Here is an 18,606-nt window from a genome sequence, read left to right as displayed (position 1 = left end):
GTTATTTCCCGTCAGGAATGATGGCGTCGCCGCCGATGGTTGACGTAAGCGCGTTATCACAGTGCCCAGGATTAACCTGGTCAAGCAGCCCACAAAGCAAACAACCCCACTTGCGCCCAGCATTGCGGGCCTTGGCCGATCTCTCGCTGATGGTTTCGTTGCTCGCGCCAAACAGGAAGATGACGTTCACGCCGATGTCGATCCATTTCAGGATGTTCAGCAGATAGTTTTTGATGAGGTTCATTGCGGCGCCCCCGGCGTGGATTGAGCAAGCAACTCCGTTTTCCTATCGCTACCCGCTGAGCTGCCAAAGTAGTAAGCGATGACGCCCGTCCACGCTGTGCCGAGCGAACCGAGCATCAACATCAACGCGTCATGCGTGGCTTGCGGCAGCGTGCAGAACATCATGATTCCCAGCACGCCGAAGAAGCCAAACGTGACGAACATCGCGAGGAACGGTGCGGTCAGGCTCTTGGTGCTGATCTGCATCGCACGCGCACTGGCCCGATCCTGCACGGCAAGCGATGCGAGCGTCTCGGTATCCTTGAAACCGGCCTGAGCCATCGCAAGTGCGTAGTCCTGGTCTTTGGCGCGCATCGCGGCCAATTGCTCAGGCGTGGCGCCGCTGATGGCCGCGGCGAGCGTCGATTGACGGTCATCCGTCGAAGCGTCAGGCTTAGGCGTAATGCCAAATACGCTTTCCAAGGCCATCACAGCCCCGCCAGCGAGCGGTCCACCTAAAGCTGTGGCTAAGGTTGGCGCGAGTGTCTTGACGACGTTCAATGCTGATATCCATGCACTCATGCCACGGCCCTCCGAAGGTTGCTGGCGATTCGATTCGACCAGCCACGGCCGAAGTTTTCCCATGTGCCAAGGCTCGTGTAATAGGCAATGCGCGAGGCGTTGAATAGGATGACGATCTTCAGTGGATCGGCCGCGCGCACCGCCGCCGCCGTGATCGCGCCAATCACACCATCAGCAGTGACGCCGGCTGCTTGCTGCAACCACTGAGCCGGATGACCGCCGTTGTAGGCCGCATCAAACACCTGAAAGCCGATGCGTGGGTCGAACTGGTCGCATTGGTACGGATCCCAATAGAATTTCTTCGCTATGGCTTTTGCGGTATCGAGCGGCAGGTCTTTCATGTCGCCGGTATAGCCCCAGCCGCGCGCGACGCGAGCAGTGATCCCCCACATGGTTTCACCGCCCGGATCAGCGGGGTTATTTGAATAGCCGCCCTCATTGCCAATCAAGGCTGTGAAAGCGTCATCGAAATTGCTCATTTCCCCTCCGATAACGCTGGATCGAGATATAGGTCTGCACGACGCTATAGATGGTTGCTGCAACAGCCGCGACGCCTGAAATCGTGATGCTATCCGCTGCATGCGTGATGTAGACACCCAGCCACGCGGGCGATGCTTTAGCTGCTGCAACAGCGGCTTCCTTGTAATGTTCCATTTGCACAAACCCCCGTAGTGAATTTCTTATTTGCCGACCCATGACCAGGCCGGAAGAGACGTATACGTGATCGTAATTGACTCTCCTGGCTGGACTTCGCCAAACCAGGACCCTATAGCAGTCATTGAAACGCCAGCAAGACTTATGGCTGTGAATGCACCGCCGCTGATGAACACCCGGCAACTGAACGCAGTCGTATTGGTGAATGGAGTACCGGACGCAGGGAATGTCGGAACCGGCGTAACAAATGAACTCGGAGACAAACCGTTCTGACTAGGTCCTATACGGTTATTGGAACCAGTAAAACTCCCAGCTATAGGATTCGGCGTATTTGTAAATTGATTATCCTTTAACGATATTCCGGTCGGTGTATTGGCATATCCAACGCCGATGTGACACTGGTCAAATGCGTTGTTATGAACAATCGCATTCTTGGATGCTGAGAGTTGAATACCTGTACCACTCGGAGAGGAAGACCAACCGAAGAATTGGCAACCGTTTACAATCGTATTGAGATCGTTCTCCATGAACAACGCGGGGATATTGGTAAACGATGCGCTTGGAGTAAACATAACGTCCGTAAGAGTCGTATATGTTGCGCCGTTAATGTGCATACCGAATGCAGTCGGCTGGTCAATACCGCTCGCTGAGACACTCGTAAACGATGGGAATACTGCAACCCCGGCGCCCTGCTGCAGTGTAATTCCAGCGGCGATGCCAGCCACATTAAGGCCTTTAATCTTGACCCCTTGGCTATCGTTCTCAATCAATAGAACCGTACACGTGGTAGCGCCAAATGCCTGCACGTTGTCGACTTCGAAGTCGATGGCTCGGCGCATATAAAGTCCCGTCGAATTCGTTCCGCTGCTGTTGTTAACAAGTTTGTAGTCGCTGATATTTGCATGGAAAACGTAGTCTGTGTCGACAGTACTGGTGAGCGTTGCAGATCCAGCTGGAAGACCCGGAACGCCGTTCGAAACAATCTTGGTGATAGTGTGGAAATAACCGCGATCAATGACGAAGTTTTGAACGCAGCCTATGAAATCGATGTTCTCTATTGCAGTAAAGTTGCAGAGCGTTAGTGCGATACCGGTAACGCCTGAGGCGGTCGGTGCGATCGACAGATTACGGAAAGCGACATACGTCTGTGTGACTACCGAATTCACAAGAGAAAACAACGTCATATTGCTCGTAGTCGGCACGATGAACGTCGCGAACTGCCCGGCCCCCACAAACTCAACGTTGGGGTATGTAGTAATCGTCGAGGCGATTTTCCATGTGCCGGCAGGAACAAATACCGTTCCGCCACCTAATGCATTGCAGGCGTTTGCGGCAAGCTGGAAAGCGGTCGCGTTGTCAGTGGCAGTCTGGATCGCGCCGAAGTCAGCCACGCTCAGCCAGTCCCGAAGCTTGCTCCGCACGGTGCGCGCGACGGCGCCGGAACCCTCCTGAAGGAACGAAAGCTTCGAGCTATCGATATTCGCGCCCGACGCGACCGTTGCATCAGTGACCGTTCCTGAGCCTGGAGTTCCGACCGCGATAGTCGTACCGATCTTGATGTTCACTTCTTGCACGCCAATCGGGATCGGCGAGACAAAGGTAAGCGCCGTTCCTACCAGCGATAGAATCTGGTCATCGGCCTGATACGCTGCATCGAAGAAGGTCCACATGTTGGTAGACGCACCAGGAGCTACCGGCAATGTCAGGCTTACCGTGGTTCCTGGCGTGAAATCGACGCCAGCAACAAACTTCGCATCCGTGATGTTGCCCGTGAGCCCTGCGTTCGAATCTTCCGTAACCTGATCCCAGATCGTGACGCCCGATGCATCCTTGACGATCTGACGATAGACCGTGTACGAAACCGATCCGTTCGCCTGATGCGCAGTGTCGATCAGGTGATAGACGCTCAGACGCTCTGCGGCCCATTGCCCGAGCATCATATTCAGCGTCGCCAGCGCATCGGCGGTGTCCTCAGCAGAGATAGACTGGCCGATACCGAGCGCGCCGATGTCCTTCAGCGCGAGCGTGATCAGATCGGTTCCGGTCGTCACGCTGCCTCCAGTGCCGCGCGGATCTTCTCAGCCGACCAGCGCTTGTCGATCTTGACGCCCTTTTCTTCGGCGATCTGGATCAGCATGGTGCGCTCGTCGCTTTCCGGTTCGACCGGAGCAAGCGCGGCTTCTTCCTCGGCGCTGTTCACCAGCTTGTCTCCGACCCACTTCGGGTAATGCTGAAACGTTTCGGAGTCGATATGCACCTTCGGCGGATTGTGCTTTTCATCGGACCAGCCTTCGCCCAATGCCTCCAGTTCCTCGCGCGAATGCACGATCTGTTCTTTCCCTGATGTGTGCTTAGTCCATTTCGGGAACTCAGTGTAGGTATAAGGCATCAGCAGGAACTCCAACGGAATATATGGGCCGCAAACTCCAAACATTTCGGCTCCAGAAATGAAAAAGGCCCACCGAAGTGGGCCCGCTTGTTTGTCTTGCGTCTCAGGTGACGTGTTTCCATGTCTGCCGTCGCCGCGCTGCGTAAATGCTTGCGCGCGATATTCCTAGGCGCTTGGATAACTGCACATCCGTTTCACTGCTTGCCCTAATCTCCCGAACCAGATCTTCGGTAAGACGAGCATTCCCATGTTTCTCGCCGACAGAAATTCCGTATCCATGTCGGCCTTTCGACATCTTGTCGTCCATGTTCCCTTGCTGAGAACCAAGGAACAAATGCTCAGGATTTACGCATAAAGGATTGTCACATCTGTGGCAAATATAGTGCGTGTTATAGGCGCTATCCGGATTCGCCGGTATTTCACCTTTATAAATGAACCACGATGCACGATGAGCGGGGATAACGCGGTCACCGTTTAGATTGAATTGCCCGTAACCCTTGCTATTCAACGATGCCTGCCAAATCCAGCACCCAGACTCATCGATCTTGAATCGTTTCTCGAATCTCTCTTGCTTCGAGAGTCCATGATATTGCTGCTGAACTGGAGCGTTTAGAGGCCGACCATCACGCAATCTCTTCAGATGCATGGAACACATCTGTCGAGACTTGGCCGGCTTGCTGCAATCCTGAATGCAACACGTGTCCATATAGACCTCACACAAGAGAATTAACCTCTAGTATACGGTCTATATGGATTCCTACACAATACCACTAGCCTGCGATTCTGCACGCAAGCTCTTGGTATATGGGTCGCCAACCATAAAGCACATCAATTCTACAAGGGAACGTGTCGGTGCCGATCGCGTACTGGCGAACGATCCGCATGGAGATGCCCTTGTGATTGCGGCGGCCGGCGAAGTCCACGCCTTCCGGCATCTGCAGGTCAGCCGTGGCGAGCGTGAAGGCGTTTTTGTGATACGCCAGATTCACGGTGTACTGCGTGTTCGCAGCCACATCCCACGTAACCACAGCAGCGTTTGCCGGGCCGGCCGAGACCGTCTGGTACTGCTGGTTCGACGCAGCGGTGTTGATCGCCGGGAAGATCGACAGCGTTGCATTGCCCGAGCCGTCAGCGGTCGCAGCCGCAGTGACGGTGAACTGGCGCAGCACGCGAGTCGATTGGCGCGATTGCGGGTTGACCGCGAACACACCAGCGATCGTGAACGTATCGCCAGCGGCAACCGTTCCAGCAGCGCCCAAGCCGGTCACGAGCAGCGTGCTACCCGTCTGACCTGCGCCCGAGACGGTGCCGTTGGTACGCGTGCCTGCGGTCGCCTGACGGATGTTCTGATCCATGCCGATGTCGAAGCCCAGCGCCGGCACGAAGATGCCGCTTTCGTACTGATCGCTGATCGGGCGCGGAGCGTTGAACAGGCCGGCAGCAGCCTTCACCATCGAACCGTTTGCAGCCGGATCCCACACGACCGTACGCTGTCCATCGCGCGGCGTCGCTTCCTGATCCAGACGCGTGCCGGCTGCCAAGAGCGTTGCGATGTCGTTCGGCGTGGTGCCTGCAGTGCCAACCTGATTGGCGACAGTCGTGTACAGACCGAGACCGTCGAAGTCGATCTTATTCGCGATGGTCGCCATTGCCGGCTTCAGGTAGCGATCGGCGAACTCATCGACGTTCAGCGTCAGTTCCTGCGACGAGAACGTGAAGTCAACGTGAAACTGCGTGTCGAGCGTGACGGGCACGACGGTTTCAACCACGTTTTCCACCGCAAGCGCGGGGCCGGTCGTACCGACGAAGCGAACCGGCTTGCGCACGTTCACCGTCGAACCGATCTTCGCGCCCTTGACGGCGAATTCGTCGCTATATTCCTTGTTCACCCGGCCCGAGAAGGCCAGATTGTTTTCAAGGATCATCAGAGACTTGTCGAGAATCTTGCTGGTATTAAGAAGGGTATTAGCCATTTTTCAGCCTCATTTGGAGCCGTGTTTCTTCCACCACGCGATCTGCTCTGCTGCGGTCGCGAACTCTTCGGGCTCGACAGCCGCAGACCGTCCGCCGATCGGGTTGATCGGTGCGGGGGCGTTGGAAACGGGTTTGGGTTTCGCCTGACCGACGCTCGTCTCAAGACGGGCCAGTTCAAGCGCCATGCGCAACGGAGGAAGGGACAGCAGGCGTTCAGCGACTTCCGGGTTCTGCCCAAGGTGATGCAAGACCTTGTGACCGGCATCCATCGCAGTGACGGCTTCCAGAAACTCAGGTGATGCGCCGCCTAGCATCTGGAACGTGCGCAGCGACGAATCCCACTCGTTGCCGAACTCGCCCTTGCCGGCGTCAAACACCTTGTTGCAGGCGTCGTCGAACTTCTCCTGCTGGATGAGGCGCTTCGCTTCAGCCCGGATTTCGTCGGCGCTCATCTGCCGCGGTTGGGACTGCTGCGAGTTCTCCGCCGGCTGCTGGTACTGCCGCAACTGGGCTTCGAGTGCTTCACGCTGCCGCTTTTCCTCGTGTTTCTCCCGCGTGAGCTGGTCGATGCGGCGTTGGACCCAATCGTTCTTGGGCTTTTCCTGCTGCGTCTGCTCGACCTGCTCTGCGGATTTCCCGGCGCCCGGTTCCGTGCTGACTTCTGATGCGGGCTGTTGCGCCTGTTCCGTGGAGGCCGTAGGCGTGACGTTCTCTACTTCGGTTGAAGCGTTCTCTTCGATTTGCATGGACGTATCCAAGGATTTAAGCGCGGTGAAGGCGCACCGCTACGCGTTCTTCAAAAAGCGACCCTTTTCATCACGCTCAGGCAACACACCTGGCACATTCGGCTTTACGCCGAGCACCTGATATGCGTGCTTCACGTTTTCTGATCGGGTGACAACCTCCAGATTCACAACTCGGTTGTCGTCCTTGATTCCATTGATGTGATTGATCTCAAGGCCATCTTTAAGGCCGAGACCAAACGCGTCTGCGACGAGCCGATGAACTCGCTTCAGTCTCGTTTTCCGGTTGCCAGATGAGAGACCGACACGGCAATAGCCTCCCTTGTCGATAACCTGCGATTTGATGCGCCCGCTTCGGGTGGCCTGTCCCGGAGCATCCCTGCGAACTCGGCCCATATCACTCACCTCATACAAGCCCTAAAATCCGACGACCTGACGCCATGTTTCTTGGTTCAACTTCCTCTCCTGAATGAAAAAAGGCCCGCTCCATTGCTGGAAACGGGCCTTCGGGAAAGCTGTGTTGCTGGGTCTTAGCGCTGACCGCCGATGATGTATTGCTCGGTCGTTGGCACGATTGGGCTGCCGGTCGTATTCACGAACTGGATTGCCAGCGTGTTTGCCGCGGAGACGCGCACATTTCCGATCGACAGACCGACTTGATGCGATGCCTTATTCACGTCGATCGAATCACCGACTGCCAGGCCGGTGACGGTGAACGTTTGCTCGGCGCTTGTGTTTGCTGCCACTGAGACTGGCGCGAGCGTCTGCAGGATGCGGTACATACCGATGATCGGCGTCGTGCTGCCGATGTCTTGGAGAATTCCTGTGTAACCGGCCATTTCGAGCACCTATTGAGGTTGAGCGGGCGTTAAAAAGCCCGCGCTCGGCGGGCTGGAGGGTTGCTGCTGTTGCTGGGTTGGATCAGGTGGCGCACTACCTTCCGGCGCTCCGGTCTGCATCATGTCCATCACTACACCTGTCGCCACGTGAGCGACGAGGTTTGGATCGAGCGGTTGTCCAAGTGCCTGCAAGCGCTTCGTTTCCGCGTCGTAACTCTTGATGTTTACTTCCTGCTGATCGCGGCCGGCGCGCGCGTTTTGAAGCTCAGCAGTCAGATGCTCGATCATCTGGCCCATCTGCTGCATCTTCTGCTCCATGTCCTGCTCTTGCGGGCTCGGACCTTCGCCCAGAATTGCAGCCGGGATCGTGCGATGCAGACGCTCGGCGACTTCATCAGCCATCGGGAAGTCCGCGGCCTTGAACAGCAGATCGCCAGCCACCTTCATCAGGTCCTGATCCTGCGACATGATCTGTGTGAGCGCGTGGAACGCTTCCTGGCGGCGCGTTTCGTAGTTCGGTCCGACCTCGACAGTCACGTCATAGCGACCAATGCCGGGGTTGTAGATCAGTTGGGCGGCCTGCTCCGGCGTCATGTCGCTGGAGGGCTGAGCAGGCGAACCATCGGGCGTGCCCACTGCGTGCGACTGCTCCGGGTTCAGTTGCGCGAAGTCCTCGCTGCCATCCTCACCGACGATCCGCACCACGCGCTGCGTGTCGTAGATCTTCGGGATCAGGTCAACCATAATGCGGCCGGTGTATCGAATGGCGCGGGCAACGTTGTCGATGAAGTGATACGTCGCCTTGTCGCCCTGGCGTTGACGTGCAGCGATGGCAACCCCAGCATCGGCATTCGACGGCGCGCCGAACTGCTCCTGATACTGGCCGCTGGTCATCATCAACTCTTGCTGCGCCGTCTGCATAGCTTGTAGATACGCAGATGCGCCTACAGGTGGCTGCTCGCGCTGCGGGCGGGGAATTTCACGGCCGTCCTCTGTGACCCCGTTGTAAGGCAGATACGCCTTGTTGTCCTTGTTCGCGTTCGCCCACTCGTCCTCGTAGCCTTCGATGGCTTCGGCCGGCGCGACGTAAGGCGTCTTGGTCTGCAGCGCGATGTATTCGACGTTGGCCGATGTCATGTAGTTGTACATGCGCTGGCCGTCTTTCATGTTGCGCGTGTGGCCCTTGCGCTCGACCTTGCCGTTGATCGTGATTTCCTCTCCGACCACGCGCACGATCGGCAGATAACGGCCTGGCCATTCCTTGCGGTCGATGATCTTGTCACCGGCAATCTTGCACCACTTGAAATGCGGCTCGGAGATCTCGCGCTTCTTCACGCTGTCGTCGTCAAGCAGCGACTTGCGCTCCTCCTCGTCCTCGACTTCGGACAGCTTCATCGGTCCTTTGACCGGATGATTGACCAGCATGTCTTTTTTCTCAGCGCGATAGAAGTACTCGCACACGCGCACGTGATCTTTCTCCAGCCACGGATCGCCAGTCGATTCCATCGGAAACGTGACGCTCGCCGGATCGTCGTCCGGATACTGAGCCTCGTATTCCTCTTTCGGCACGTCTTCAAACACGAAGCCGAACTTCGCATCAGCACCGTCCGCGGACTGAATGTCCGGATCGATATAGACGCTGAGCGGGTCTTTCACGCGACGGATGAAGATTTCCTGCTCGAATGAGCCGTCATGCGCATAGTCAGTGATCACGCGCCAGTAGCCCAAGCCAGCCTGAACCGCAAACTCAGTCGCCGTGTCATACGCGATCTCAGCGTGCGAGTTGTACTCGACGTGACGCATGATGCCGTCAAGAATCTTGGCGATCTGCACATCAGCCTGTCCGTCGATCGGCAAAGTCTTGATGCTCGGCTTGTTCTGCTTCGCGTCGTTGATGATCTGCAGATTGTGCTGGCGCACCTTATTGATCGTCAGGCACGGCCGCTGATCACCGTCGCGCGACTGGCGGATCTGATCAGGCCATTGCCAGTTGTTATCCGGGTCGCCGTTTGCGAACTTCATATCCTCGACGAACAGCTTGCGGAACGATGACTCAGCGTCCTCGCAACGGGCGAAACGCTCCTTTGCTTCCTTGACGATCGGGTCCAGCCCGCTCGATTCAGCGTCGTCGGTTTTGCGTTTGCGCGCCATGTTCAGTATTCCAGCGGCATCGGTTCGCCGTGACGCTCAGCGAGCCACGTTGCAACTTCGCGGAGATTGGAAAACACGAACTCGCCGAACGGTGCGGCACTATCACTGAGATTGGGCGCCACAGACAGAATCCAGCCGTTGTTCACGGCACGCAATGTGTATTCCATCGTTATCCCATCCATCCCGTGCCGGACGTGCCGGCGTGTCTGATTCTCGGTTTAGCTTTCGCTTCTTTCTTCGGAGCCCGCACGAGGCCCGGGAACAGTTCGGTCAGTACCCAGATCCATGCATCAGCGCGGTTCGGCGACTGTTCGCCCATATAGCCAACCGTCGAGAACGCCGTTAGCTCGTCCTCAAGCGAGCGGAACTCGCCGACATGGCGCACCTTGCCCTGCTCGTAGAGAGCGGAGAACGGCTCGGCCCGTACTGCTTTGCCGCGCGTCGCGGTGACCTGCTTGTAATGGGTTCGCGGCCGCGCCGTCTGGATCACGTGCTGGACCATTGCGCCGCCGTAATTGGTCTCGCCAACGACAACATCAGCGGCATGCCGGTCGTATGCATCCGCGGCGATCTTTCCCCACGTCGCCGGGCCAGCCTTGACCGTGCAGTCTTCCAGAAGATAGGCATTGCCATCGATGCCAAGACCGCCAACACAGATGCCGATGGCGTCGTTGTCCGCGTTGTCCGCATCACCGGAACCGCTCGGGTCCACGCCAACCACCACGCGCACCATGTCAGGCAGTGCACCTTCCATATGACGCCACTTGTCGATCGTCTCGTCGGCAAATAGCTGGTTTGGCGTCGCATCCGCAAACTCGCCCTTAAGAAAGCGCTTCTGGAGGCGCGCACTCAACGATTTCAGCGTGTCGAGATAGCCCTCAGAAAGGTTTTCAGCGTTGTCCTGCGGATTGATCTGGAAATACGCGTAGTCCTCACCGCGTGGCAGAGGCAATCGCGTGTCAGGATCGCGCTTCTGCACGAATATCTGATACGCCCAATGCGCCTTGCTCGGCGGATTGCAGTCGTAATACATACGCGGTTTCATGAGACCGCTGACGCCGCCCTTGATAACCTGCTCGACCTTCTGAGCGAGACGCGTGATAGCGATGCCGACCGACCCGAACGGAATCTGCGAGCACTCGTTCAGGTAGATCGTCACGTATTCCTGCCCGAGAATCTTCTCGGTGCGCTCCTTGTCGTCCAGGCCGCCGAACCAGATCTGCGCGCCGTTCTCGAACTCGGCATACCAGTCCGTCTTGGACAGCGTGTACTTGACGCCAGGAAACGCGAGCCGCATCACCTTCGGGAAGGTGTCCAGCACAATCGAATTCTTTACGTGGTTGAAGCGGAAACGAACGATCAGATGCCGGCTGGCCGGCGCCTTGAGTGCGCGCATGATGACGTTGCGCACCAGCAGGAACGTCTTGCCAGACCGCGAGCCACCAAAGAGCATGATGTGCGTCGCGTCGCCAGCAAGCACGTGCTGGGCGGCTTCCTGCTTCGGGTTTAGCTTCACAGGCGCTCGTCTAGCGGCGATGCAGCAACCACGATCGGGCCACCATCCTTGCCCGTATGCTCATGATCAAGCTTGTCGCGCCATTCTTCCTTTTTCCGGTTCTTCAGCCAGAAGATTGCGGCAGCGGTGTCAGGCGGATATACCTTGCGGATTGGCGTCTCGACGATTTCACCGCCGACAACGCGAATATCCACCTCATCATGCTCATACCCAACCGCACGCCGGAACAGGCTTTGCTCAACGCGCTCGTCAGCCTCTGCCTTCGGAACCTTTATGGCGTCCGAAAATTCTGGGTGCTGGACCTTCCACAGAGCAACCGTGGAGATTGCCACTTCGAAGAAATCGGCCAATTGAGCATCAGTCGCGCCGAGCGAACACAGCTTCGCCGCCTGCTTGGCGTACTCAGCCTTGTACTTGCTCGGGCGACCGGCCATTACAGCACCGCTTTCACATGCACGATGATCGCCTCAAACTCATCGAGCGCGACACGTTCAGCATTGGCGAGCTTCGAGCGGAAGCCGGCGATCTTCGCCTCAAGCAGCATCAGGTGCGATTCGCGCGGGAGTTCTTCACCACCACCGACAGGAGCAGCGCCAGCCTCGGGCGCGCCAGCGTCGGCAGCGGGAGCAACGTTTGGGGCGTCAACTGTCGGCGCCTCGTTCACCAGAACATTGCCGGTACTGGCAGGCGTAGCAGCACCAGCGGGCGCAATGCTGACATCGACGTTTGGGACTTCAGCAGCTTGGACGACCTGCGGCTCAGTGCTACTCGGCGCGGCGCTCAATGCTTCTGCTGCTTGTGCAATCGGATCGCTCATCATTCACTCCAAGGGTTAAAGGTGCCGCGGCCCGCGTCGTGCAGAGTTCCGGCATGCCGGCGGAGACCCACGACTTCCAGAACGTCCGAGACTGCCGCGGTTACCGCACTCACGGCTTGCGGAAGAATTGCCAGCCCGTCTCACACTGCGCAGCCGACCTGCGCTGACTGGCGGTAAACGAAAAAGCCACCTCGATCGAGGAGATGTGATTCCGCCCTCAAGTTCTAAATGAAGGATGCCGATAAAACATATCGGTAAAACAGGAGGAATTTTCCATGGCAGACGACGGCGCAACCGCCCAAAGGGCGTCACCCACAGTTGGCAACGACAAAGGCGGGCTCTTCTCAACATGGCAACGCGCCGTGGCTGCGCTTACGATCGCCTTCGGCCTCGCTACAGTCGCGTATCAATTTGGTCGCACTACCGGAATCGACGCAGGAGGCGAGAAATACCAAGCCCAAATAAACGAGTTGCGGGACAATTTTTCAAAGCAAACGTCCGCTGCGACCATCAGTGAGGCGCGGCTGAAAGACGCCCAAGATCAAATAGGAAAATGGCGCGAATCATATGCCTCACTGAACGCAAGCGCACAGCAAATCGCTGCCGACAACGTTACTCTAAAGGAACAATTGAAACAGTTGGACCCATGCGCCTTCATGGAACGTCAGATCGAGTCGATCGAACTTACGATGAACGGGTCGTGGCCAGGACAGCGTGAGGCCCTTGCTGAGCGTCGAGACAAAATTCAAGATCAACTGTCCACGTGCAAACACTAAACAAAAAAGTCCGCTCGACTTTCGCTTTGCGGGCTTTGTAGGCAATAAGGGAGACTGACTAATAACTGCGGATTTTAAGATGAAGTGTTCAATCGATGCACGAACTATTTTGATCAATTAAATTTGAACACTTCTCGGCCGTCATTGATTCGTGAACTCGCCGTATGGTGCGCGAGAGTAGCTCGGCACGTTTCGCAAACGCACGCGCACGGTTGTAGACGGTGCCGCGCGCGCATGCCTGCTCCCGGGCTAGCTCCTTGATGTTGACGTTGTACCAATGCACGCCGACGAAACAGGCGGCCTCGACCTTATGCTCAGGCTGCTCGCACAGGGCGTGTACCGCCATATTGAAGTACGGCATCTCCGCATCCATGAAGGCATCCGGTTCGCAACTGCGCAACCGACGAGGTTGCAGACGAGCAAGGATATTGGACTTTACGGCTGGCGCAAAATAGCGCCGTGTGTTACACCACCACACCCACCGCTCCGCCTGCTCATCGATTGTCTGTTTGTCGAACTTTTCCATTTTGTGTTCCCCGATCAATGTCCAAAGCGCCGCAGCATGCGCGTTGATGACTTAAGGCTCGCGCGCACGCGCGCGTAGTGGTGGTGAGAACCAATAAACTTAGCGCGCCGTGGCAGAATCTCCCGCGACAAGACATAACGGGGAAATTTATGAAACGTGGTTTCGCATGGGACGCGCTGCTTGCATGCGCGGCACTGTTGGCATTGGAGGCGATCTTCCAGATTGGTTGGAATACCACGCGCAAAGAAGGTGGCCCCGATCTCTGGACGGTGCTCAGTGCGCTTGGCACGGTCGCGGCCACCATGGTCGCGCTCTTCGTTGCCTTTAAGACATCCCGTGAAAAGACGCGCGATCAGAACATTCGAGCAAGACTTGCAGCCGCTCAACTTGCACCGCTTCTGGCATTTCAAATAAATAAAATTCGAAATGTTTGCACGACGCTTGATACTTTTCTCGAAGCGGATCCCAAGGCTCATGAATACCTCATGCTTGTTGACGTTATGCGTGAGATTGTTCAGAGCGAACCATCCTTTGAAACGATTCGGTCGGTCGCACCCCTTCCCGATGATTGCGCTGAGCGGATTGCGTCGGGATTTGCTCAGATAAAGTTGGCGCTGCAATTGCTCGAACATGCTGGCGCGATTTTCACGCAGAGGCCGGATCTTGCCGACGAGCGTCGAACGCGCAGCAGCGCGGTGGCCGGGCTGAGCAAAGGCGTGCTCGACACACTTCAACCTGCCGTCAACGTATGCAACGCGGCGTCGAAAATTAAAATCGGTGGCCCAGGCGTGAAGTAGTGAGGCGTTCACAACTGCACTCCCGCGGCGATCAATGCATGGCGCAGATCCTGAACCGTCCCAGCGAGCGTCTGGGCCAGGTAACGGGCCCGGTAAGCATCGCTGACATTGCCGGTTCGCTCGCGAACGTCGGCGGGCGTCTCCATGACCCGGGTGCACTGCGCCGCAGTCGCCCGGAACACGCGCCATCCGGTTTGCGATAGCCAATGAGCGACGCGCGCCGACTCTTCATCGTCACCACATTGCAGCGCGACCTTCAGCGCCGGATTTCCGAAACTCACGACCATGTCGCCAACGGGCAACCGCGGCCATAGCGGCAGACCTTCCGAACGTATGTCCTGCCATGCGCCGAATTCGACGGGAGTCAGAACCGAGGCCCAATCCGCTATGTCGTATGGATCAATGCACCGCCATTCGCAAAGCCCGTCATCAATCTGTCGTTGCAGCGTCGCGTAATTCCTCGCGATGGCCGCGGTCTGGTCCTCCACTGGCATGCACCCACCAACGCGCTCGAACTGATAGTCGAAAAGCTTCATCACGATGTTCCAGTCCACCGACACAACACCTTCTATACGGTTCATTGCAAGACTCCTTCAGCGCCGCGCGCTCAGTGGGTAATAGTTGGGTTCACACGAGTACTGGCCGACGACCTTGTTGTATCGGAGTTCAACCATGCCGATGCGGCCGTTCTGCTTCTTCCGAATCTTCTGGACGTGAACCTGAACGGTTTCGCCGCCCTTGACCTGGTCCCAGTGCACCGTGATGCAGTTGTCCGCCTTGTTGCGCCAATGGGCTGAGCCGGCTACGTCATAAGGCGTGGGGACCGGGTACTTCCCATCCTCCTTACGCAAGATCCGCGGGTGCGCAACTACCCACACGTGCATGCCGTTGTTACGTGCGAACTGTCGAATCTTCGAGAGGCATTGCGAGATATGCTCGGTCTCGCTGATGGCAGCAGCTCGGGAATGATCGATCTCGTTCCATGGGTCGATGACGAGACCTCGGATACCACGGCTGAGCACTAGGGCCTGTGCCGTCTCAAGCAACCCGTCGACAGTTGGCAATTCGGGAAGGATGAATGTGTAGTGGTCTCGAACCCAATCCATAGCGTCTTCATGCTCTTGCACCGTCATGCGCTCGGTCGCACCTTGCTCGACCGGTTTGCCGACGTACTTCTCGACGATCTTGTCGACGTGGTATTCGAGCGGTTGGTTTTCCGGCGAGAAGATGCCAAACGTCCAGCCATGCTCCTTTGCAAGATTCACGGTTAGCGCATCGAGCCATTCGCTCTTGCCAGAGCCAGGTATCCCAGTGACGAGCGTCCATTCGCCGGTCATGACGTTGTAGAACGGGTCCATGGACTTCCAGCCTGTCGAAGCGCCTTTGGGTGCGCCGTATGCGAAACGCTCGCGCAACGACGCGCGGAAGTCATCGACCTGGTACGTCCCTTCGATTGGCAGCCAACGGGCACTTTCAATGCATCCACCCAGAACGTCGGCACCGTGCTTGAGCAGAACATCGTTTGCGTCTTTGCAGTCCTCCGGCCAGACCACCACTTGGCACTTGTGGCGGCCAAGGCGCCGCACCAATTCGTCCTGCAACCGTGCGCCGGGCGCGTCCGCATCGACTGCGATGACGTGCAGCTTGACCGGCGTCAATGCGGAGTCGTTGAGAAAATCAAACTTGTTGCTGTAGGACTTCGAATCGGGCGCCGGCGCGCCGTCCGGCACCGAGACGCAACTGAGAATGCCGGTCATCTCCACCGACAACTTGTCGATTTCGCCCTCGACCCAAACAAGGATTTCCGGGTTAATGTCGTTCACGCCGTAGAGAATTCGTTCGGCGCCGGCTGCCATGCGGAAAAGTTTGTCACGCGTGCGGTACTTGATGTTCACGACGTCCGTGCTGCGGTAGTACGGGAACATCATGCAATTCCGCTCTTCCTCGACTTGCGGAAAATACTCGGTGCCGCTTGAGATCCGGTTGCGCTTGAGTACTTCAGCGCCGATGCCGCGCTTCGCAAACCACGATTCAAGTCCGTCGCTAGGCACAGCTGCCGGCACGAATGCCGGTTTCGAGTAGACCTTGCGCAGTTCGGGCTTTTGCCATTCGCCTCCCTGAAGCGTGCCCGACCATCCGCAATGCCAGCAATTCCAGACGCCCTTTTCGGTGTTCACGTTCAGGCACGGATAGTTTTTCTTTTTTCGCGATGACGAGCATTGCGGACACGTGGTCTTGACTTCCTCGCCGTGCTTGCCAGTCACGTCGATGCCATAGTCAATGAGAGTTTTCAAAATGCCAGCTCCTGCTTCTCGGGCGCCATCGCCTTTGCGATGTACGCCTTGGGCTCAATCTTCGGATTCGCTGCCAGATAACCGATCACCTCAGCCAACTTTGATTCGCCAGCTTTCGCGTGCTGTCCGAGGAACGATCGGGCGCTGCTTTCGCTGCTGCCCGCTGTCGTCAGCAACCGCACGCCGATTTTCCAGATCATCGATTTCGGATCGGGCGACGCGTCAGCGGCAAGAGCGTTAGCTCTTGTAGGGTTTGTAGTTAACTGTCCCTCTCCACTGTCCCTCTCCCTCTCTACTGTCTCTTTCAGAGCCTTTTCCGCTGGACGTTCTTCGGACGTCCGCTGGACATAATCATGTTGTCCACTGGACAAGCTAGAGTTGTCCGACGGATTTTGCGAGGACAGGTAAGCTTCGTCCTGCGCCTTCTGTGCTGCACGTGCGGCGGCTTTCCGCAGACGGTCCGCCTCTTTCTTCTCTCGGTAAGCGACGCGCCCAGACCACGCTTCCTTTGCCTTCTCTGCGACGACCGGGTGATACAAACGCCCATCGACGCACTTAATCCAGCCACGCAACGCACCGTCGCGGACCTTCTTCCATTCACGAATTACTCGACCGAAGCCTGCCAACTGAGCGAGAACGACATCGTCGTCAGGAACCGAGGCCGCTGGGACCTGATGCCACGACGCACACCAGAGCAAAACCGCACAACGGAATTCGTCGCCTTCAGACACGACCGCAATTTCGCTGTCACGCAGGCGCACGACGTCGAGGGGCATAAATGTGAAGTCGCGCAGATCGCAGTCCGTCGGCGTCAGCGGTTGGGGTAAATCGGCCATCACGAAAGCCGCCGCACGCTTTCCAGAAGGCTAATCTGCGCCTCGCTGCGAGCAAGGATCTCAGCACGCATCAGGCGCCAGCAAACGGCCCGAAATGGCTTCGTCTTCGCCGCACACATCAGATCGCCGAGCGCGTGGATGCGCAGCTCACGGGCGTGGTCGACGAGCGGGCGGCCGATCAAAGGCGCTTCAGCGAGAGAGGCCCGGACCGACCATGAGTGAAGTCGGATTGAGCCGATATTGCGCTGCCGATGAGCAGCGTGGCGCGAACGGATGGCGCGTCCCTGGGCGGTCGTCATGGCGCGCCTCAGGAAGCGTTCGAGGTATAGCCGAGTGGATCAGCGAGCCACCGATGGATCTGGGTGTTGTCCCAGACAGTGCAGCGTTCGCTCAGGCGAATCGGGGCCGGCGCGCGGCCTTCCCGACACATCGTGCGCCAAGTCTCGCGACAGACAGGCAGGAACGGTTCGAGCTGCGCCCAACGGGACTGCCCGACCAGCGGAAGCGTTTGTGCCGCGGTAGCGGCTTGGGAGGGACTAGCCATACTGTTCTCCGAATTTGGGAAACGTTGTGTATGGCTAGAGGTTATTGAAGATTATTAGGAGCAATCCCGAAATTCTGACTCACTACCCGATTTCTACATATCTAAGGCCGAAATCGGGTATCGGACCACAATTTCGGCACGTGATTATCTAGAATTCGGCTTGCCGATGACGCTGGCTGCGTCCTTGAGATAGTCCCGCAACGTGTCGTCAGTCACGTTGACGCCCTTCAGAGAAAGATCGCGGAGAACGTCAGTAATGCCTTCAATCTTACCGCTATGAATATCGAGTTCAGCGCCGACCATCGCAAGGCCGCCGATCAGCTTCAGCGCTGTTGTTCGAGCTTTTCCTTTCAGCGCTTCCGATTGCAGCGATGCGGCTTTTGCGTTCGCTTCGTCCAATTCCGCTTTGAGCCGATCAATTTCGCCGGTGAGAGCCGTCGTGTCAGCTGTATTTTTTGTCGGTGAGCCGACGCCGTCCTGCAACCCCAACCTGCTACGCAGAGCGCTTCGGCGAAGATCGCGCTCACCGTCCGAGAGTTCTCCGCTTCCCGAGAAGAACGCTTCGTGAAGCGCCCAGTCACTGTCTTTAAAGTACAACCCATCGACCCAGTCCGGCACGTGCACCGTCGGGCCTGACTCAAAATATTCGCCCTTTTTATACACATACATGAAAATCGGGTCATCAAACGCGAGCTGCTCGAATCCTTCTTCTACTTCTTGCTTTCGGTATAAAGGCAAACCTTCAAAGACGAAGCGGCTGGCGGAGTCGATGGCTGAAGCCAGAGGATCGGCATACTCATTGAAGAAGTCATGTTGAACCGACACTAGAGCGTGTTAGGCACTTTGAAGTACTGGCACTGCGTGAACGAGCATGAGCATTGCGAAGACCACGAAATGAAGTCCTGCAAGGGTTTCGGGCAGCCGTTCATAATCACGTGCGAGACGG

Annotated in this window: 25 protein-coding genes and 1 pseudogene; 2 read left to right on the top strand and 24 right to left on the bottom strand. The window is 57.2% G+C overall.

What is annotated here, in order from left to right; genetic code table 11:
• Position 1 precedes the first annotated feature (1 nt).
• The 16 genes from AC57B1_RS00740 to AC57B1_RS00665 form a co-directional block, all read right to left on the bottom strand.
• Positions 2-244 carry a hypothetical protein gene (locus tag AC57B1_RS00740; protein WP_496416289.1) on the bottom strand — a complete coding sequence of 81 codons (243 nt, stop codon included), beginning with the start codon at positions 242-244 and terminating at the stop codon, positions 2-4.
• A complete protein-coding gene (locus AC57B1_RS00735; RefSeq protein WP_496416288.1) occupies positions 241-711 on the bottom strand; it encodes a hypothetical protein in 471 nt (156 codons plus the stop codon). Before AC57B1_RS00735 ends, AC57B1_RS00740 begins: the two co-directional genes overlap by 4 nt.
• 89 nt (positions 712-800) lie before the next feature.
• Entirely contained in the window at positions 801-1,283 is a 483-nt protein-coding gene (locus AC57B1_RS00730) for a glycoside hydrolase family 108 protein (protein ID WP_496416287.1), read from the bottom strand.
• Positions 1,267-1,458, bottom strand: coding sequence for a hypothetical protein (locus AC57B1_RS00725; protein ID WP_496416286.1), 192 nt, complete (start codon positions 1,456-1,458; stop codon positions 1,267-1,269). Before AC57B1_RS00725 ends, AC57B1_RS00730 begins: the two co-directional genes overlap by 17 nt.
• Positions 1,459-1,484: 26 nt before the next feature.
• Positions 1,485-3,509 (bottom strand): right-handed parallel beta-helix repeat-containing protein, encoded by a 2,025-nt coding sequence (locus AC57B1_RS00720; RefSeq protein WP_496416285.1) that lies wholly within the window; start codon positions 3,507-3,509, stop codon positions 1,485-1,487.
• Complete coding sequence (locus AC57B1_RS00715) at positions 3,506-3,847, bottom strand: hypothetical protein (RefSeq protein WP_496416284.1); 342 nt, start codon at positions 3,845-3,847, stop codon at positions 3,506-3,508. Before AC57B1_RS00715 ends, AC57B1_RS00720 begins: the two co-directional genes overlap by 4 nt.
• 103 nt (positions 3,848-3,950) lie before the next feature.
• Positions 3,951-4,493, bottom strand: coding sequence for an HNH endonuclease signature motif containing protein (locus AC57B1_RS00710; protein ID WP_496416283.1), 543 nt, complete (start codon positions 4,491-4,493; stop codon positions 3,951-3,953).
• A 124-nt stretch (positions 4,494-4,617) separates the two neighbouring features.
• Positions 4,618-5,820, bottom strand: a complete 1,203-nt coding sequence (locus AC57B1_RS00705; RefSeq protein ID WP_496416282.1) for a P22 phage major capsid protein family protein — start codon at positions 5,818-5,820, stop codon at positions 4,618-4,620.
• A 9-nt stretch (positions 5,821-5,829) separates the two neighbouring features.
• Positions 5,830-6,567, bottom strand: a complete 738-nt coding sequence (locus AC57B1_RS00700; protein ID WP_496416281.1) for a hypothetical protein — start codon at positions 6,565-6,567, stop codon at positions 5,830-5,832.
• Between the two features lie 39 nt (positions 6,568-6,606).
• Positions 6,607-6,969 (bottom strand): HNH endonuclease signature motif containing protein, encoded by a 363-nt coding sequence (locus AC57B1_RS00695; RefSeq protein WP_496416348.1) that lies wholly within the window; start codon positions 6,967-6,969, stop codon positions 6,607-6,609.
• Positions 6,970-7,094: 125 nt separating this feature from the next.
• On the bottom strand, positions 7,095-7,412 hold the full coding sequence (locus AC57B1_RS00690) for a hypothetical protein (RefSeq protein WP_496416280.1): 318 nt from the start codon (positions 7,410-7,412) through the stop codon (positions 7,095-7,097).
• Entirely contained in the window at positions 7,413-9,554 is a 2,142-nt protein-coding gene (locus AC57B1_RS00685; RefSeq protein ID WP_496416279.1) for a portal protein, read from the bottom strand.
• Between the two features lie 2 nt (positions 9,555-9,556).
• Positions 9,557-9,721, bottom strand: a complete 165-nt coding sequence (locus tag AC57B1_RS00680; RefSeq protein ID WP_496416278.1) for a hypothetical protein — start codon at positions 9,719-9,721, stop codon at positions 9,557-9,559.
• Positions 9,722-9,723: 2 nt separating this feature from the next.
• Complete coding sequence (locus tag AC57B1_RS00675; protein ID WP_496416277.1) at positions 9,724-11,070, bottom strand: phage terminase large subunit; 1,347 nt, start codon at positions 11,068-11,070, stop codon at positions 9,724-9,726.
• Positions 11,067-11,504, bottom strand: coding sequence for a terminase (locus AC57B1_RS00670; RefSeq protein WP_496416276.1), 438 nt, complete (start codon positions 11,502-11,504; stop codon positions 11,067-11,069). Before AC57B1_RS00670 ends, AC57B1_RS00675 begins: the two co-directional genes overlap by 4 nt.
• The gene (locus tag AC57B1_RS00665; RefSeq protein WP_496416275.1) at positions 11,504-11,887 is read right to left on the bottom strand and encodes a hypothetical protein; all 384 of its coding nucleotides are present in this window, start codon (positions 11,885-11,887) and stop codon (positions 11,504-11,506) included. Before AC57B1_RS00665 ends, AC57B1_RS00670 begins: the two co-directional genes overlap by 1 nt.
• A 275-nt stretch (positions 11,888-12,162) precedes the next feature.
• Here AC57B1_RS00665 and AC57B1_RS00660 point away from each other — a divergent pair, with 275 nt between their 5' ends.
• On the top strand, positions 12,163-12,663 hold the full coding sequence (locus AC57B1_RS00660) for a hypothetical protein (protein WP_496416274.1): 501 nt from the start codon (positions 12,163-12,165) through the stop codon (positions 12,661-12,663).
• A gap of 88 nt (positions 12,664-12,751) precedes the next feature.
• Here the strand turns inward: AC57B1_RS00660 and AC57B1_RS00655 are convergent, their stop codons facing one another.
• Positions 12,752-13,189, bottom strand: coding sequence for a hypothetical protein (locus tag AC57B1_RS00655; RefSeq protein WP_496416273.1), 438 nt, complete (start codon positions 13,187-13,189; stop codon positions 12,752-12,754).
• A gap of 149 nt (positions 13,190-13,338) precedes the next feature.
• Here AC57B1_RS00655 and AC57B1_RS00650 point away from each other — a divergent pair, with 149 nt between their 5' ends.
• Positions 13,339-13,986, top strand: a complete 648-nt coding sequence (locus tag AC57B1_RS00650; protein ID WP_496416272.1) for a hypothetical protein — start codon at positions 13,339-13,341, stop codon at positions 13,984-13,986.
• Between the two features lie 8 nt (positions 13,987-13,994).
• Here the strand turns inward: AC57B1_RS00650 and AC57B1_RS00645 are convergent, their stop codons facing one another.
• From AC57B1_RS00645 to AC57B1_RS00615, 7 genes and pseudogenes are all read right to left on the bottom strand, one after another.
• Positions 13,995-14,567, bottom strand: coding sequence for a hypothetical protein (locus tag AC57B1_RS00645; RefSeq protein ID WP_496416271.1), 573 nt, complete (start codon positions 14,565-14,567; stop codon positions 13,995-13,997).
• A gap of 12 nt (positions 14,568-14,579) precedes the next feature.
• Positions 14,580-15,914, bottom strand: a complete 1,335-nt coding sequence (locus AC57B1_RS00640) for a DnaB-like helicase C-terminal domain-containing protein (protein ID WP_496416270.1) — start codon at positions 15,912-15,914, stop codon at positions 14,580-14,582.
• A gap of 362 nt (positions 15,915-16,276) precedes the next feature.
• Positions 16,277-17,116, bottom strand: a complete 840-nt coding sequence (locus AC57B1_RS00635) for a DUF1376 domain-containing protein (RefSeq protein ID WP_496416269.1) — start codon at positions 17,114-17,116, stop codon at positions 16,277-16,279.
• A complete protein-coding gene (locus AC57B1_RS00630; RefSeq protein ID WP_496416268.1) occupies positions 17,116-17,415 on the bottom strand; it encodes a hypothetical protein in 300 nt (99 codons plus the stop codon). The genes AC57B1_RS00635 and AC57B1_RS00630 overlap by 1 nt, the downstream gene beginning before the upstream one ends.
• 8 nt (positions 17,416-17,423) lie before the next feature.
• Positions 17,424-17,660: a helix-turn-helix transcriptional regulator gene (locus AC57B1_RS00625; RefSeq protein ID WP_496416267.1), complete on the bottom strand. Its 237-nt coding sequence runs from the start codon at positions 17,658-17,660 to the stop codon at positions 17,424-17,426.
• A 144-nt stretch (positions 17,661-17,804) separates the two neighbouring features.
• Complete coding sequence (locus AC57B1_RS00620) at positions 17,805-18,485, bottom strand: hypothetical protein (protein WP_496416266.1); 681 nt, start codon at positions 18,483-18,485, stop codon at positions 17,805-17,807.
• 9 nt (positions 18,486-18,494) lie between these two features.
• Positions 18,495-18,606 (bottom strand): annotated as a pseudogene (locus tag AC57B1_RS00615) (IS5/IS1182 family transposase); the annotation flags it as partial.

Source organism: Paraburkholderia sp. BGA-UO-ETr-F21 (assembly GCF_059567925.1).
This window is presented reverse-complemented; position numbering and strand designations above follow the sequence as displayed.